Source organism: Parabacteroides sp. merdae-related_45_40 (genome assembly GCF_001915675.1).
The window spans coordinates 25,984-43,360 of sequence record NZ_MNQY01000046.1 but is presented as its reverse complement, the minus strand read 5'-3'; the positions used below and the strand labels follow the sequence as shown (position 1 = coordinate 43,360).

The window sequence follows — 17,377 nt, the reverse complement described above, 5'->3', positions numbered from 1 at the left end:
ATTAAAAAGATAAATTAACACCAAAAGTAAATGTTCGAGGTTTAGGATATGTAAAGAAATCAACCCCTTGCGCAAAAGTATTTTCATAAGTTGTACTTTCCGGATCATATCCACTATATTTAGTAATACAGAATACATTTTGCCCACTAGCGTATATTCTCAAATTTTGCAATCGCAACTTAGAAACTACTGACTTAGGGAATGTATATCCAAGCATTATGTTTTGTCCTCTTACAAATGAGCCATCTTCAACTAGATAATCATCATGCATATAGTCGAAATAGGCTGTTGTCGGACGTCGCTCCGCAATCATAGATGATTGATTTTGTGGACTCCAACAGTTTAACACCGACGCTAAACTATTAGCAATTCCAGAACGGTTCTCCAAAGTCATTTTTGTCCTATTAAATACTTTATTCCCAAAGACTACTCTCAGATCTACCGTAAGATCAAGGTTCTTATAAACAAACGTATTCGAAAAATTCATAACCCATTTAGGAGAACTATAACCAATTATTGTCTCATCCTCATTATTGATCTTACCATCATTATTCAAGTCTTTATACTTTAAATCACCAGGTAATCTCTCATACTTCTTAGCCTCTTCTATTTCAGACTCGCCCCATGTTCCCATACGAACTTTGCCCCAAAAAGCTCCAATAGGCTTACCAACTCTTAATACTGTTATCTCACCTCCTTGGTAAGGTCCCGGAAAAATGTCTTCATCGTTAACTCCCAATTTCAAAACTTTATTCCGATTCATAGACCAGCTAAGATTTGTATACCAATTAAAATTTGTATTTTTAACATTATGCGTATTTAAAGTCAGCTCAAGACCTTGATTTCTAATCGACCCAATATTCTTCGTGACAGTTTCTAGTCCAGAGCTATACGGAATAGGAGCATCCAGTAATAGATCTTTCGTAGTTTTATGATAATAATCCGCAATAACTTCTATGCGATTATTAAATAAGGACAAATCAAATCCCGCATCTGCCTGTATAGTTTTTTCCCACTTCAAATCAGGATTTCCAAAAGAGTTACGATATAAACCTGTTTCATAATTATTATCAAGAATAATATTAGATGTACCCATATTTTGCGCAAAAGCATAATCTCCAATTTCCTGATTTCCTGTCACACCAACACTTGCTCTTATTTTTAAATTACTAATAACATCGTTACTCTTTAAAAATGATTCTTCTGAAACTCTCCAAGCCAAAGCCGCAGATGGGAAAAAAGCATACTTATTATTCTTTCCAAATTTAGAAGATCCATCATATCGGCCCGTTACAGTTAAGAGATATTTTTCTTTATAGTTATAATTTACTCTCGCAAAATATGAATTTAGACCCCATCTATAATCATTGGAAGAAGATGGCTTTACTACCGTACCGACACCTAAGTTATGCCACTGATAAAAATCATCCATGAAATTTTCATGACGGGCCTGCACTCTCTCACTATACTTTTGCTGCCAGCTCAGTCCTAACATTGCATTTAGCCGATGATACTTTCCAAATGTCTTATTATAATTAAAATAATTCTCATTCTGCCAATAATACTGTCTTTGAGCCTCAATAGATGCTATACCCTGCTGGCTGGTAGCAATTCTTAAACCTTTTCCGGTATAGCTATTATTCTTCATATTGATTAATTCTATACCTATATTAGAACGTAATGACAAATCTTTAATAATCTTGAAATCTAAATAAATATTACCAACTGATTGAGTAGTATAATACAATCTTGAACGTTCTTTTAAAAGCCGAACAGGATTGTCGTCCTCCGTACCCGGCCAATCCCTATTACTTCCCCATGTCCCATCCGGGTACTTAACAGGGATTATAGGCAAAGTCTCTAAGACACTACGAGACGCAGCTCCAGTATCAGTCAATGTGAATACTCTATTTTCATTAACTTGATTAACTGATAACATACCACCAACAGTTAGCCAATCCTTGACTTTTGTATCCAATGTTATCTTTCCACTATACCGCTTTAGTCCAGACTCTAACATAATTCCATTTTCATCCTTATAAGACACAAACAAGCCATAAGTAGTATTATCCGTTCCTCCTCTCATACTTATTTGGTGATTATGGGAAATAGCGGTTCGATATGCCTCATCTTGCCAATCTGTATCATATAAAGGTTTCCCATTTGCATCAAACAAGTTCGGATAATTTGAAGGGAGATTACGATTTGCATATTTACCTTCTTCATATCCTTTAGGATCATATTTCTTAGCATTTTCGTATAAGCTATTATAAACTTGCATGAATTCTTCAGAATTTAAGACATCTATTTTCTTTGCAGGAGTACCAATAGCCATATACCCTTCATAAGAAACTATAGGTTTACCTTTCAGACCTCGCTTAGTAGTAACTAACACAACTCCATTAGCACCTCTAGCACCGTAAATAGCTGTAGCTGAAGCATCCTTTAAAACCTCTATTGACTCTACATCATTAGGATTCAGCAGTTCACTCGTAACCCCAATGATTCCATCAACTACATACAAAGGTTCATTTGATGATTTAATAGAATTATCACCCCTTATTCTCATTCTTACATGTCCACCTGGTGCTCCTGAATTCTGGAATACTTCAACACCCGCAACTTTTCCTTGCAAAGATTGAGTAATATTAGTGACTGGCCTATTTAGCAATTTATCCGATTTAACATTTGAGATTGATCCAGTTAAATCACTTTTTTTCATAGTGCCATAACCAACAACGACCACCTCGTCCAAAGCTTGCATATCCTCAGATAATATAACTTTTATAACAGATTCATCCCCTACTGCTATTTCTTTATCTACATATCCGATATAAGAAACTATCAATACGGCATTCGCTGGAACATTTTGTATAGAGAAATTTCCATCAAAATCAGAGATCGTACCATTTGTTGTACCTTTTATAACCACATTAGCTCCTATAATAGGTACTCCCTTAGAATCCAAAACAGTACCGATTACTTCAATTGCTTTTTTAGAAGTCTCCTTTATACTTGAAGTTTTCTTACGTATAATGACATTCTTGTCTCTTATCTCATAGGTCAACTCCTGACCACGCAGAATCTGTTCGATTACCGCATCGACTGATTGATTCTCAGCAGACACAGATACTTTCTTCCCTGTATCCACGTCCGCAGACGAGAATACAAATGAGTAGCCGCTCCTACTCTTCAGCTCATCCATCGCTTGCTTTACTGTTATATTGCTCACCTTCAAGGTTATACTCTGAGCACTAACAGTTAGATTTAAGCAAAACAAAGCTACAGCCACATAAATGGCCTTTTTTACAACTTTCATAAATAGCTTAATTTTTAGTAATTTAACTTGTGATTGATGATGACCTTTCAGAGGATTGATTACATTTGTAATCCTCATCCAGATCATTTGCATAATGTAATTTGAGGATTTATGAGTCGGAGGATCTAGCCCATTCTCCGATTCCTTTTATGATCCTGTTACTCCTTTTTAATCTCCTTCCATATACTCCATATTAAAACAATTTTAAGGTTAAACAATTATTTATCACTTCGCATAAAGCAGAATACTATCACTTTCCACTTTATATCTTACTTGATTTGTCGCAGTTATAATATCTAACACATTATATATACTCTGTTCTTTTCTATTGAATAACGCATAAAAGCGATTATGGGCCAATTGCTCATCCACGATATGAATCTTCACATTATAGCTACGATTCAGTTCTTTCACGATGTCAGAAAGAGGCATCTCATCGAAGAAAAGTCCGCCATTCGTCCATTCCTTAGCATTTTTCACTTCCGCCCGGCTTATAATCATTTCCCCGGTAAGTTTATTCAAGGTAACCTTCTCTGAAGGAGACAAGTAGTTTATCCCCATCTTCTTCACATAATTCTCCAGCTGAACTTTTCCTTCCAACAGATTCACGGTTACCTCTTCGTCCTCGTCATAATTCCGGAAGTTGAATTTAGTACCCAATACTTTTACATTCAACTCTTTCGTCATTACATCAAAAGGTAACTTCTCATTTTTCCTCACCTCAAAATAAGCCTCTCCATTCAGCCGAAGATGGCGGTCTTTCACCCCAAAACCTTGCGAATATACGATCTTTGAGCCAGCGTTTAACCAGACCAATGTACTATCCGGTAAAATCAGCTTGGTCTTGGCCCCTAAAGGAGCTTCCACCAAGATATCCGCAAACTGGTTCTGTAATTGCCGCTCACCCCACCAATAGGAAATCGTAGAAGCGATCAATAATAGGATAACCGCTGCCGCACCATAAACGATTTTAGGAATATTGAAAACCGTACGGCGTTTTTGCTGGGTACGAGAAACAAAACGATCGAACGCCTTATCGACATTATAGGCACAGGAATCATCGGCAACCAAAGCAGAGAACCAAAGTTCTTGTTCTTCATGATCAGGTAATGATCGCTCGTTTTTCGTATGTGATTTCTTTTCTTCCATATAGATTAAATATCCAGCTTTTATATATAAGACAGTTATTTCTCCTCAAGGGGTAGTGAGAAACATCAATTTTTTCATCCTCACAAGGAGAAAAATGATATCAACAAGATCAGATACTTCCTCAGATCTTGATGTAGGCGGGTTAAAGCCATCTTTATGTGGTATTTAACCGTATTGACAGAAATTCCTAGCTCTGTAGCGATTTCCTCATTTTTCTTATGCTCAAAACGGCTTTTCCTAAAAACTCGTTTACATTCATCGCCTAAACTATCGATTGATTTTATGATCTCCTTCTCTAACTCCCGTTCAAGTAATATACCTAGCGGCTGTTCATCCGATTGTATCATAGCGTCCCACCCCAAGGTCTCAGACTCAATCTTCGAGAAACGGACTTCCTTCTTTTCCTTTTCTGATGAGATATGGTTATAACAGCGGTTCCGCACAGCCCGCATTAGATAAGCACGAAGAGAGCTATTTATATCCAATGTCTCACGGATTTCCCACAGATGAAATATCACATCACCAACTATAGTCTCCGCTAGAAATGGGTCGCCAACCAACTCATTCGCAAATTGACATAGTACCACATAATGACGATCATATAAATATCGATAAGCATCTTGCTCGCCATTTCGTAATTTTTGCACTATTAACCGCTCCTTAACATCCATCTCATCGCAAAGATGAGATTTTAAAATGAAAATTAAAAATATTATTTCTAATTATACGATCTTCCATCCACAGCTTTTTCATTTACCGTTCCGTTTAAATGAAGCTTCTTGTAGATTTTTATATGCGCTCTGGTTTTCTGTGGAAGGATTCGGGACAAACACGTACGACTTTCATCCAAAACACGTACATGTTTTTTCAAAAAGTCGTACGTGTTTTGGATGAAAGATCATCGTGCTTTTTTGACTCTGATTTTTAGCATTTTATACACTAGACTCATCAATGGTCTTGTTGTACGGAATTTGTATTGAGAACAAAGCTTTCCGGCTTAACCCAAACGGATGGGTTGCCATCTCATATACGTGCCGGTCCGCCATAACCACTCCATCGGGCCGTAGCGCAAGCCCGACAGCCAATATTGGCTAAAGGCTATCTGTATAGCCGTAAATCCAAGGCAGACCAATACACTCTGGAAAACACCCAAATGGCTCCAATCCAAGCCAAAACCGGAGAAAATAAAGACACCGGTCACGGATTGTACGATATAGTTTGTCAATCCCATACGCCCATAGCTAACCAATGGTTTCATGGCATTTTGAACTTTTACCGAGCGGTAAGCCTCTAAGACCAACACCACCCACAGATAAGCCGTCATCAGATTAATCAAGTTAGTTGTCGTAGCACCCATCCACGCATTGATAGAGACCTCACGCCAAGATGCGGCAGGTATATAAGGTTTTAGCAGATACAACAAGCCGATTAAAACCAACGCGACCAACGCCCCGTAATTCAAACGGCTACGGAACTCATCCATGCGTTGGAACAAGCGGATTCGGCCTACGATAAATCCGAGGATAAACAATCCCAAGGTCAGATAGATACGACCGCTGGCAAACTGGAAATTCATTTTTCCTACCAATCCGTCCCAAGCGTTGTTCTCAATGGTCTCGGCTAATGTCGGGACTCGCCGGGGAGCCTCAGCACGAGCGATAGGTGCGGCAGCCGGTCTCTCCACCACTTGCTCGACGGCAGGAGCCGTTACAGCCTTATACGCTACGGGAATTAGCGAGGCACCGCCCAAGAAAAGGAAAAGGGTGATTCCCACCAATAATTTAGTAGGCCATTTATACATCAATACCAATACAAAACCAAGCAACGCATACACCAACAAAATATCTACACGGACTAATAAACCATGAACAAAACCAATCACCAGCAATAGTACCAATCGCCATAAAAAACGAGGACGGAAATCAACACCTTTTTGAGCTGCCCGATCCATCTGGATAAAGAAGCTCAAACCAAACAGGCAAGAAAATATAATGAAGAACTTGCCGAACACCAAGTAATTAATAAACCACCGAAAAATCTCATCCAGCGTCCCTTCCCAAGGGAACATGGCTTGGGGAGCCATCGTCCCCATAGCGCCAAAATGCTGCATCCCATGAATCAAGCAAATACCAATCAAGGAGAAGCCACGCAGAGCGTCGATTACCGTAATACGTCCACCGGACGAAGCAAGTGTCTTATTCATTTCCATATCCGTAATAATTTTTATTCTTATTCGTTTTTTCAAGTTTGATAACACGAAAGTAAATGGTGGCACTAAACACCGCAATACCTCCAAACTCCAAAACGAAAACAATATACCTTATCACGAATATCCCTATGTTAATGATTCATATAGTATTGGATTACACGCAATTGTTGTTCCAAGGCACGCCCAATATTCCGGCAGGTGAAATCCTTGTCCATCGCCTGCTCCAAGGAAACCGGATAAGGAAGAAGTGGCAAGACTGCCAGAAACCCAGATTTATTAAGCGCCTCTACCTCCTCTACGGAACCACCCATTACGATAACCGGGATATCCTGTCTCACACCTGCCTGCAACACTCCGAATGGGGTCTTTCCCATGCAAGTCTGTTTATCCAGTTTACCTTCTCCCGTAATAATTAGATCCGCCCCCCGTATACATTCATCAAAACGCAAGGCATCCAGAACCATCCGGATACCGGGTTTAAGTTCAGCCTTTAGGAAAGCGACAAATCCTCCACCTAAACCACCTGCGGCTCCCGCACCCGGAATGTCGTCTATCTTTATTCGTCCCGTTCTTTTTATGACTTCCGCAAAATTTCGCAAGCCCTCATCCAGCAAACGGACCATAGCGTCATCCGCTCCCTTTTGGCGGGCAAAGACATACGCCGCCCCTTTCTCACCATAAAAAGGGTTATTCACATCGCAGGCTATGGTAAATGAAGTTTCCCGCAATTGCGATAATGCCCTTGAACAATCGATCTCATAAATCCGATTAAGGATCTGCCCACCCAATTCCAGCTCATTCCCGTCTCTATCAAGAAAACGAAAACCCAAGGCCTGCAACATACCGGTTCCTCCGTCATTCGTCGCGCTTCCCCCTATTCCTATTAAGAAATTCCGGCAGCCACGCTCCATAGCGTCTTTTATCAACTCTCCGGTTCCATATGTCGTTGTTCTCAATGGATTACGCTCCGACACAGGCACTAACGTAAGGCCACTCGCTGTCGCCATCTCGATAACCGCCGTACGATTATCCCCCAGTATCCCATAAGTAGCCTCGACCGGCCTCATCAACGGATCATGTACGACACAAGATACGGCTTCTCCACCCATCGCCGTAATCAAAGTCTCCACGGTACCTTCTCCCCCATCCCCAACCGGGATTTTCACGACCTCGCAATCCGGAAAAACCTTATGGATCGCCAACTCGGCACATTCAGCCACTTCAATCGAAGATACTGAGCCTTTAAATGAATCGGAAGCAACAACAATTTTTCTCATTTAATCTCCTTTTTACACATATAATAAAATAAATCAATTCCTTCAAGATGCCCCAATATATAGATTTTAAATCAAATGAAGTACTACTTACTTGGGTAGAGAAGATATACTTCATTGGCAAAGTAAGTTATCTCCTGTGACAAAATAAGTATATCTCCTGCGACAAAAAAACTAAAAGTGACATTTTAATGCGGTTACCCTTCATAGTCTTTCAAGAATTTGTCTAATAGTATTCAAATTTTTATTTTTGCATTTATTATAATACAATTATACATTATGAAACAAAAATTGAACATTACTACATTCTTACTGTTTTGGTGCATCACCGCTTTATGGTCTATCCCACGTCCCGAATATCCCCGTCCACAATTTGAACGCATGGATTGGGTAAATTTGAACGGAGAATGGACTTGCTCATTCGATTTCGGAGGTACCGGAATGGAACGGGAGTTCTATAAATCGAACGGTTTTGACCAAAAGATCACAGTGCCTTTCTGCCCGGAAAGTAAGTTATCCGGCGTAAAATACACGGATTTCATTCAACATTTCTGGTATCAGCGTCCTATCACGATCCCACAAGAATGGAATGGAAAGAATATAAGACTTAACTTTGGAGCTGTTTATTATAAATCGGAAATATACATTGATGGAGTCTTAGCCAATCGCCATTTTGGCGGAACCTCTTCTTTCGCAGTAGATATCACCTCCTTGGTAACACCAGGAAAGACACATAGCCTAGTCGTATATGTAGAAAGTGACCTACGAAGCGCAAAACAACCGGCAGGAAAACAAAACCTACAATTTGAATCCTACGCCTGTAATTATACCCGGACCACAGGTATTTGGCAAACGGTTTGGATGGAGGCTGTCCATCCGGAAGGATTGCAATCCGTGCAGTTGCTGACAGATATAGACCAACAACAATTGGTTGTGCGTCCTCGTTTCTATAAGGAACTAGGAGGTAAATTGCAAGTAACCGTAAAAGACAACGGTAAAATAGTAGCCAGCCAAACCATTACGGCAAGCTCCTTATCTTCTGCTATTCTACCCATCAAGAAAATGAAAACATGGAGTCCGGAAAACCCTTTTCTGTACGACTTGGAATACAAAGTAATAGATAAGAACGGGAAGGTAGTAGATGAGGTAAGAAGCTATACAGGTATGCGTAAGGTACATATCGAAGGCAATAAGATTTATCTGAACAACAAACCTTATTACCAACGCTTGGTACTTGATCAAGGATTCTATCCCGATGGAATTTGGACGGCTCCTAGCGACGAGGCGTTAAAGCATGACATCGAACTCTCCATGGCGGCCGGCTTTAATGGTGCCCGCCTCCATCAGAAAGTATTCGAGGAACGTTTCTATTATTGGGCGGATAAGATGGGCTATCTTACATGGGGGGAAGCTTCCAGTTGGGGAATGGATTGCAATGATACGGAAACCGCCCGGAATTTCATAACTGAATGGACCGAAATCGTAGAACGTGACCGTAACCATCCTTCCCTTCTTATCTGGACACCTACAAACGAGGAGTTCTGGCCTGATCGCATACAATATCCGCGCCTGATGCACGACCTGTATAACCTAACGAAAATGATAGACCCGACGCGTCCTTTCCACGGTACCAGCGGTGGTGTACACATCGCTACCGATATCTGGACAATCCACAATTACGAGCAAAATCCGGAAGAATTGAAAAAGCAACTGTATAATGACGGTAAACTATTTGTCACCCCAAAATGGGAAATACAATTGATGCCGAAAAATATCGGTTTCAACGGCCTGAAATATACAGACCAATACCAATTCCCGGAATATAAAAAAGATATGCCTTATTTAGTTGATGAGTTTGGCGGTATAAAATGGAACCCGTCACAACAGATGGAAAGTGCCCAAAATACATCTTGGGGATATGGAGAGCCCCCCCATTCTTTAGAAGAGTTTTACAAACGTTTGGAGGGGCAAGTTAACGCTGTCCTATCTCTTTCGAAGGATATCTGGGGATATTGCTATACACAGTTGACTGATGTGGAACAAGAGCAAAACGGTATCTATTATTATGACCGTACGCCAAAATTCGACATGAAGCGTATTCATGATATCTTCAGCCAAACCCCGAAGGTAGAATAACATCATGATCTTAGTACGAGGGACAGTCAATATGTAACAACCAAATTTTATCAGGGACGTATCCACATGGATACGTCCCTTAATTTTTACAGATTACATATTTATCTTTATCTCAAAAATTTAATAAATAAAATAAATAACCTTGATAAGTATCTACTTTCGTTTGGTTAATTTTGAATAGCACAACATTATTTATCAACAGATTCTCCTCGAACTCCACCACCTTCTCAGTAATGACCTGCGGTTCCGTACAATCTATGCTCTAAGTTTTTTCATATTCATTTGCAATTATCACCAGCTCAAATATTTTAAGACAAAAGGGAAAAATATTAGCTCTTTACTTACAAAATAAAAAAATACGGAACTCACCAATGAATCCCGTATTCTTTAATTATCAACATTTTAGAGGATATGCTACTTTTTTCTTGTACATCTTATAACTTCCTGATTGATGTACTTAACTTTCTCCAGATCCATCTTTTCCACCTTTCGGTCATAAGTGACCAAGCCGTTTATCTCATGTTCCACATCTGTAGTCTGCGTATAGATGGCCGTGCTTAGTCCGAAATAGTTTATCATCTGCTCTAGCTCGGTAAGCATTAATACATAGGTATCAGTCAAGATTTCTCTATTCAACATCATCTCATAAGCGTCATTGCGTACAGGCCACATATGCCCACGCACAAATAGACCTTTTCCTCCGAATTCGCCAAGAGATGCGGCACGTTTATCATCGGGACGGGGGATCGCCTTAGGCTCGATCTTGCCATAATGATGCATATCCACGAAATCTCCATTTCCGGGATCTCCATAAGCATTACGATAGCCCGGAGCGTAATTATATCCCGACATACCGTTTACCCAACGATTCGGATCGTACTTTTTCACCCAAGCTGTGATGTCTGTCGCTTCAAAGGCTCCCCAATTCTCATTAAACGGGACCCACATCACGATAGCAGGCGAGCTGACGTGTTGGTCGATCATCACTTTCAATTCGTCACGGAACTGTTTACGAACCGCCACGGAATCCTCACCATCCGGCTCCCAAAGATTCGGCATATCTTGCCAAACCATCAAGCCAAGCCTGTCACAATGATAATACCAACGTTGAGGCTCTACTTTGATATGCTTGCGTATTACATTAAAACCCGCACGTTTCGCCAGTTCTATATCATACAACAAAGCCTTGTCGGTAGGAGCAGTAAATGCGCCATCGGGCCAATAACCTTGATCTAAAAGACCGATATGGAAAACAAACTCCCCGTTCAATAAAGGCCGAAGCACACCATCTACCTTTCCCATACTAACAGAACGCATACCAAAATAAGAAGATACCTCATCTATTATCTCACCCTTTCGATCTTTCAACTGCAATTTCAAACCATACAAGAAAGGATCATCTGGACTCCATAGACGGGGTTCCCGGATAGGCAAGTAAAAACTCATATTGGAATTTCCTTCGGTTCTTGCCACCTCTGAAGTACCATTATCCGCGATAGCCGTTACCTTTAACTCCTTATCCTCCGTATAAGCAATTACTTCCAACCGATTATTTTTTAAATCGGGAACAAGCTTAATCTGAGAAATATATTGTTTCTCTACCGGTTCAAGCCAAACGGTTTGCCAGATACCGGAGGTAAAAATATAATCTCCACGTGAGCCGTTCTTGCCCGAAGCGGCCCGGCCGTCGTTAGGATCATAAGCACCTACCACAAGGACATTTTCACCGGATTTCAAATAATCAGTAATATTTAAACTAAAAGCATCGTACCCTCCCGTATGGGTACCCACCTTCTTACCGTTGACAAACACAGACGAGATCCGATCTACAGCCCCAAAATTCAACAATACATTCCTGCCCTTCCATGCTTGAGGAACAGAGAAGCTACGCTTATACCACAGGCAAGTATCACCCCCACGGGCTATACCGGATAATTCCGATTCAGGAGGATACGGCACACGTATCTTTTCTACTTTCGCGGGAAAGACTGGAGGGGTGGTTGCCGTAACAGGATCAAGCAGGTCTTTTCCTCCCATATAATCCCATATACCATTCAGATTCAACCATTCCGAACGTGCCATCTGTGGACGCGGATATTCCGGTAAAGGAATCTCAGCCTTCAATGCCTCCTCTGTCCATGAGGTAGGCAATGTGAACTTCTCTAGGATTTGCGCCTTTACGGAGAAGAGACCTCCCCCAAAAAGAAAGGAGCAAAGAGCTAAACAAACAACGGTAATCTTTTTCATAAACCAACTATTTAAGTAATTCCGGATAATATTTCCGGATCAAATCTTGATCTTCTTTCTCCAACTTATCGATCAAGACCGGCTTATCTTGCGGACGGAGGGCTTTTTGATTGATTTTGTTGATCAAGCTCCAATCCTTAGCCGGTTTCTCCGGGCTGGGATCGGCAGGTTCATGGGCTTGCAAATCATAACGGGTAAAGTCGATGACGTAAGCCGGGGAATTTTTCGTATGCCAATCACGTAATAAGGCCAAGCGGAATTCCTTATTCATAAACCATTTTATCTCCAAATTATTATAAGAGTCTCCCAAACCAGAGCCACGTTCTACGAAGCGATAGTTCCAGTCGTCGTTCGATTTATATTGTTTTCTCCAAAGTTCGCCAAATTCTCCGAACGTAACGAAATGAGTATCCGGCCAGCGTTCCTTGGTACCCGTTACCCACATCTTCATGGCATCACAGATGAGATCCTTCCCGAACTCATGTACCATCTGCGCCTCCCAGATATTGGCGACCCAGCCAAAGCCATTCAACTCAAGACCTTTATCAAAGTGAATCGCTTCCGTGTGCATCACCTCACGATGCCCCAAGTCGAGCCCCCAACCTTTGTACGTCTCGATCGGGCCGACACCTCTACGGCTGTTGTATCCATCGATACCATGTCCGGTCTGTCCGCTACGGCGGGCACAGATAAAGTCCATCGTCCAGCCATCCAGATTCACGCAATCGATGAAATCGCTTTTTCCCTGCGCCGGCTTGCAAAAGTGTTCCGTCGAGGGATAGAAAGGATAAGAAGGAGAACCGTCAGCACCACCACCGTCTATATTATGCTGGCTCCAGATCACGGCGTGCGCCACATGGATGTTCTCTTTCTCCGCCAAATATCTCAAATTATCGGCCGATAAGAAACCTCCCATAATTGACTGCGGACGATAACCATTTCCTACCATTTTAGAAATGATCTCTATCGCCTCCGACATCTCACGGTTTACCCGCTCACGGGGTAGATACATCGCAGGAAAATAACCGGGGAAATAAGTAACCTCATCCCCATATTTCTTTTGGCACTCCACTACATAATCACGGATCTCCCGGTAATTCTTCCGTCCGTCCTCCAAGGCATTCATCGTGAATCCCCATGTAAGACGACCGTTCGGGTTATTCGTGGCGAAAGCCTCCCGCAAGGCCCGCACTCCCTCAAGCGTATGCCAATCCACCTCATCGCGGGGATGTAACTTGACATCCCGGGAGACTTCCCAAGGCGTCGTACGTATCATGATACATAAGGTGACAAAACGATTTCCTTCTATCGTCAGCGGTTCCGTATTCGCCGGGACGACCACAGGATCCGCCGCCCTTAATTGAAAACCACTGAGCACAGAGACCATCCATACGATCGCCCATTTTCTCCAAACTGATATATTCATATTACTTTCTCGCATTTGTACAATCTATTACTATTTCCTGATCCGACGGAAACATCCTAAAGACATAATCCGAACCAGATTCAGGTTTCCTTATATGGCCTTTCTCGCAGGTGATCACGTAGTTAAAACCATCGAAGCTAGCGTTGACCGCCTTATCCTCTATAACGGTGAAAGGTAACTCCTTCCCTGCCGCGGCCTTTAGCTCTAAAGCCCATAAGAAGTCCTCCTCCTTTGATAGAGCGACTACCTCGAAGCGGGTCTCATAGAAGGTGATCTTGAAAGCATGGCCTTTTGAGTCTTCGGCGGAAACTACCAAGGTATCCTTGCCTATCTCCGTCACTACCGGATGGTCCAAGGTAAGTTCCTCCTTATCTCCATCCTTGTCTAATCGGACGATCCGAAGCCCGGCACGATCGAGTCCCTCGCTCCACATGAATCCGTCCACGACGGGCAACGTATAGAATAGGAACTGGTTCCCGTCTCCGGGCTTTTCCAGATAAGCCGACTTATAGCTCTCGTCGAAAAGATGGATATCCCTAAAGCGGAACGTTCCCTTCTCCCACAATAAGTTCGCCCGATAATAACGGCTGTTAAACCAGACCGTCTTATTGCCTTCTCCACGGACATCCGTCAACGTAGTGACAGCCGTCGCCGGCGTAACCTTGAAGCATTCCTTGAACCACGCACCGGATTCGCCCAGCGTCTCCACCCGGATCTTATTTTCCTTCCTCAAGGAGTCCAAGATAGGGATCTGCATCTCCAGTCCCTTGCTCATATTACTCCACGTGAAAGAGTTCTCCTGTCCCGCTTGCGCATAATTGAAGGCCAGACAAGGCTGATCCACGATCGATTCCAAGAAATAATCCACCCAGCGGCGATCCATGCCCGCCTTCTCATACACGGGTTCCAAGGAGATCACTCCTTGACGCTCTTGTCCCAGACCATCATCATACTGATAAATAGGATCACTGCCCAGCATACGGAAAATAGGAACGGGGATTTGCCCCTCCTCGGTCTGCGCCGGCATATAGGCGTTTACCCGGCTCGGGTAATAGGCTTGGTTCCAGTAACCACCCCATAGGGTATAACCATCCGTCCCCACTTGGTCCTTGCAGTTGCACGACGCCACGATCTTATATTTATCGTACATATAGCCCAAGGTATGCGCGTCGATAAACCAAGAGCCGACCGATTTCGGGTACGTGCCGAATATCTCCTTGAACTTCGCCATATAGACATCCACCAGTCGCTCCCGTTCTTCTTTCGTATATCCGGTGCTGAAAGCGATATTCGCGTGCGAGACCCAAGAATGCTCGCCACGCCACTTGATCCCGGCGGCCTCGATCTGCGGTTGCGTAAGTTCCCACCAAGCACCGATCTCGGAATGGGCATTGAGTTTACTTTTCAACAGATCTTGGTACAATGGGTTGATCAACGCATCGTACTGCAATAAGAAGGTTGCCGGTAAATCATATTTATTCACCAATTTCACTTGCTCACAAACCGTCTCGTACAATAAGCTATCGGCGTTCTCCACCCGGTAGTCTGTCTGGCGGATGAAATTGATGATGTTGATAATACGGGGAGCAGCCGCACTCTCAACCAGTTTCTCTCCCGCGCTACGGCATCCCGCACAGCAGAAGACGATAAAGCATACAAGACCTATCTTCTTTATGAATGACATTCGATTCAATTTTAAATTCATTTACTCTCATAAAATATTCTAGAAATGGCATTTCACAGGTGTAAAATCATTTTTAGAAATCTAAAAGGCATTTCGCAAGGGTGCAAAGCCATTTCTTAAATCTAAAAATGGCATTTCACAAGCGCAAAGTCGTTTTTAGAAATCTAAAAGGTACTTCGCGAGGGTGAAAAGCCATTTCTAAGATCTAAAAAGACATTTTACACCAGTGCAAGGCCATTTTTACCGAAATATAAGGCATTACCCTACCACCCCGGGTTGTTCGGAGCCAAGTTCGGGTTCAGATACAACTCATCCAACGGAAGGGAATAATAGTAATGCTTCGGGGTCACAAAGTTACGATTCTCCGCCGGTTCCACAACCAAGAAACCATTTTCGTCTGTCAAACCGGGATTTCCCTCGTTCAAGACATCCAAGTTCTCGTATTCCGAACCTTTCAGCTTAATACCTTTTATGGCACCTATCAATTCCGTCTCAGCCGTCTTCCAACGTCTCAAATCATCCCTGCGGAAGCCTTCGAACGCTAGCTCGATCGTACGTTCCCGACGGATCTCCGTCCGCATATCCAACCCATTGCCCTTCACGAAAGCGTTGGTCAAAGGAGGCATCTCCACGCTTTTCCGGGAACGGATCACATTGATCGTCTTGTTCAAGATGTCATCGCTGATCGCCCCGTCTTTCTCATAGGTGGCCTCGGCCAATATCAGCAATACCTCCGGATAACGGATAATGTGATAATCATATACATCCTTGTCAGAAGGAACGGAAGTCTCCGCCATATATTTCCACAACTTATAACCCGTACGTGTCTCGGGACGTATGGTAAATTGCGGCGGGCAGGTCAAGGCGCCGTCTTGCGGACTGATATAGTCGGTTCCGGGCATCAAGAAGGTCTGTTTCATACGAGGGTCACGATTCTCGTATTCGCTCTTGATCGTGGCATATCCCTCAAATCCGGAATTAGCGTTCTCAATCGGCAATCCCGTGCTCTTACACAAATACATATCGGCCAGCTTACGGGTAGGCGTCCCTCGCCATCCCCAATATACAGGGCACGCGTCGCTATGGTGGCGGATATCCGTCTCGTACCGACTGTCGAAGATACCCTCTTTTGAATGATCGCCCGCATTGATAAACAAGTAGCGGTAGCTCTCCTCACCGGAGCCTTCATATAAAGCATACTCACCACTATCGATCACTTTTGTAGCGGCATCGATCGCTTGTCGCAACAACTGCTGATAGTCCGAGCGGTGCTGGTGATACTTCGCCCACGTCCCGGCAAACAAGGCAACCCTCGCTTTCAACGCCAAGGCAGCGCCTTGGGTTACACGTCCCGCCTCATCCGAGCTTAACTCACTTTGCAAGGGTAGTTTAGCATACACCTCGTTGAGTTCCGACAAGATGAAGTCTTCCACCTCTTGTTGCTTATTCCTAGAACCATACAACTCCGGGGAATCTACGGTAAGCACCTTCGTCAAGATAGGGATATCGTTGTATTTCGCCATCAACCGGAAATGCGAGTAAGCACGGAAGAAACGGGCCTCAGCCACATACCGCTCGATCTCCGTGGGATCGCCCTCGTACGTCTGGCTCTTCTCGATAATCATATTGCTCTGACGCAGGTCTATGAAAGTAGAGTCCCATAGGGCATCCGTATTCGGGGCGATCAACGTACCGTTGCTCGTCGTGTTCTCGTTCAGCTCATAGGCGATATCGCTATCCGTATCCTTGGTGCCGAACGTCTCGGTACGTGTGTAGAGCCAATTGACCTCCTTCTCGAAGTCATCCGGGGTTTTCCAGAATAGCTCGTCCGGCATATTATCTTTTGGCAACAGGTCTATATCTTGGCAACTTGACAAGAACAAAGCGGAAACAATAAAGCTTCCCAATATTATCCGATAGTTTTTCATGACTT

At 43.0% G+C, this 17,377-nt stretch carries 10 protein-coding genes; 1 reads left to right on the top strand and 9 read right to left on the bottom strand.

Annotated features, from left to right (window positions below):
* Position 1: 1 nt before the first annotated feature.
* The 5 genes from BHV83_RS05940 to BHV83_RS05920 form a co-directional block, all read right to left on the bottom strand.
* Entirely contained in the window at positions 2-3,412 is a 3,411-nt protein-coding gene (locus BHV83_RS05940) for a TonB-dependent receptor (RefSeq protein WP_230319828.1), read from the bottom strand.
* Between the two features lie 132 nt (positions 3,413-3,544).
* The gene (locus BHV83_RS05935) at positions 3,545-4,468 is read right to left on the bottom strand and encodes a FecR family protein (protein WP_196007061.1); all 924 of its coding nucleotides are present in this window, start codon (positions 4,466-4,468) and stop codon (positions 3,545-3,547) included.
* Positions 4,469-4,548: 80 nt separating this feature from the next.
* Positions 4,549-5,139, bottom strand: coding sequence for an RNA polymerase sigma-70 factor (locus BHV83_RS05930; RefSeq protein ID WP_008773085.1), 591 nt, complete (start codon positions 5,137-5,139; stop codon positions 4,549-4,551).
* Positions 5,140-5,465: 326 nt separating this feature from the next.
* Positions 5,466-6,677: a DUF418 domain-containing protein gene (locus BHV83_RS05925; protein WP_121962574.1), complete on the bottom strand. Its 1,212-nt coding sequence runs from the start codon at positions 6,675-6,677 to the stop codon at positions 5,466-5,468.
* 131 nt (positions 6,678-6,808) lie between these two features.
* Positions 6,809-7,954, bottom strand: a complete 1,146-nt coding sequence (locus BHV83_RS05920) for a glycerate kinase (protein ID WP_022193065.1) — start codon at positions 7,952-7,954, stop codon at positions 6,809-6,811.
* A 276-nt stretch (positions 7,955-8,230) separates the two neighbouring features.
* Between BHV83_RS05920 and BHV83_RS05915 the strand changes: the two genes are divergently transcribed.
* Positions 8,231-10,087, top strand: coding sequence for a glycoside hydrolase family 2 TIM barrel-domain containing protein (locus BHV83_RS05915; protein WP_008773088.1), 1,857 nt, complete (start codon positions 8,231-8,233; stop codon positions 10,085-10,087).
* 414 nt (positions 10,088-10,501) lie between these two features.
* On the opposite strand, the gene BHV83_RS05910 is transcribed toward BHV83_RS05915, so the two are convergent.
* From BHV83_RS05910 to BHV83_RS05895, 4 genes are all read right to left on the bottom strand, one after another.
* Positions 10,502-12,334, bottom strand: a complete 1,833-nt coding sequence (locus tag BHV83_RS05910; protein ID WP_286756830.1) for a glycoside hydrolase family 2 protein — start codon at positions 12,332-12,334, stop codon at positions 10,502-10,504.
* A 7-nt stretch (positions 12,335-12,341) separates the two neighbouring features.
* Positions 12,342-13,775, bottom strand: a complete 1,434-nt coding sequence (locus BHV83_RS05905; protein WP_353743774.1) for a DUF3863 domain-containing protein — start codon at positions 13,773-13,775, stop codon at positions 12,342-12,344.
* The gene (locus BHV83_RS05900; RefSeq protein ID WP_286756827.1) at positions 13,762-15,444 is read right to left on the bottom strand and encodes a hypothetical protein; all 1,683 of its coding nucleotides are present in this window, start codon (positions 15,442-15,444) and stop codon (positions 13,762-13,764) included. The genes BHV83_RS05905 and BHV83_RS05900 overlap by 14 nt, the downstream gene beginning before the upstream one ends.
* A 263-nt stretch (positions 15,445-15,707) precedes the next feature.
* Positions 15,708-17,372, bottom strand: coding sequence for a RagB/SusD family nutrient uptake outer membrane protein (locus tag BHV83_RS05895; RefSeq protein WP_286756825.1), 1,665 nt, complete (start codon positions 17,370-17,372; stop codon positions 15,708-15,710).
* Positions 17,373-17,377: the final 5 nt, after the last annotated feature.